Below are 1,141 nucleotides of genomic sequence, written 5' to 3'. Positions count from 1 at the left end.
CCGCCGGAATCAGCGCACCCAGCCCGCGCCCCAGACCCCTGCGTCGTTCGCTCACTGATGATTCCCCTCATGCTGCCGTGGAATGGGACCCCGCAGGGCAATCTCCCGGGCCGCCTCCAGATAGGACAGCGAGCCACTGGAACCCGGGTCGTACGTGAGGACCGTCTGCCCATAGCTGGGCGCCTCCGAGATCCGCACCGACCGCGGGATGTTGGTGCGCAGCACCTCCTTTCCGAAGTGGCCGCGCACCTCCTCCGCCACCTGAGACGCCAGCCGGGTCCGGCCGTCGTACATCGTCAGCAGGATGGTCGAGACATGGAGATCGGGGTTGAGGTGGCCGCGCACCAGCTCCACATTGCGCAGCAACTGGCCCAGGCCCTCCAGCGCGTAGTACTCGCACTGGATCGGGATGACCACCTCGGCGCCGGCCACCATCGCGTTGACCGTCAGCAGCCCCAGCGAGGGCGGGCAGTCCACGAAGATGTAGTCCAGCGGCTGTTCATAGGCGCTGATGGCGCGCTGGAGGCGGCTCTCACGGGCCACTACGGACACCAGCTCGATCTCGGCACCGGCCAGGTCGATGGTGGCAGGGGCACAGAACAGCCCCTCGATGTCCCGGACGGGCTGCACCACTTCGGCCAGCGGACGGCTGTCGATCAGCACGTCATAGATGGAGGGGACCTCGGCGTGGTGGTCGATGCCCAGCGCCGTACTGGCGTTGCCCTGGGGGTCGAGGTCGATGACCAGCACCCGGGCCCCGTGCAGTGCCAGCGAGGCCGCCAGGTTCACCGTGGTGGTGGTCTTGCCGACGCCGCCCTTCTGATTGGCGACGATCATGATGCGGGTACGGTCCGGACGGGGAAGACCGCCGCCGGCCCGGTACATGGCCGCGACCGTCTGCTGCGCCGCCCGCCCCACCGGGGCATCGGCCGCCGCGGGCGCGCTGTGGGCGATGTCAACAGCGCCGCCCGGCGCGTCCACCGGCTCGGACCGGGGTCCGGGGACGGGATCGGCCGTCTGCCCAGCGATATTGGCGTCGGACCGCAATGGTTCACTCTCCTCGACGTGCGAAGGCTCCGTGGAGTCAAAGCCTGCCATGTCTCGGGGGTGGTGAACCAGCGAGGCCCGGTTACGTGTGGAC

1 protein-coding gene is annotated in these 1,141 nt (G+C 69.1%); it reads right to left on the bottom strand.

Annotated elements, in window-relative coordinates:
• Positions 1-51 precede the first annotated feature (51 nt).
• A complete protein-coding gene (locus ACWF62_RS20610; protein WP_390117875.1) occupies positions 52-1,098 on the bottom strand; it encodes a ParA family protein in 1,047 nt (348 codons plus the stop codon).
• Positions 1,099-1,141 lie beyond the last annotated feature (43 nt).

It is taken from the genome of Rhodococcus sp. NPDC054953 (genome assembly GCF_053609225.1).
The sequence above is the reverse complement of the archived record's forward strand: the minus strand, read 5'-3'. Positions and strand labels throughout refer to the sequence as shown.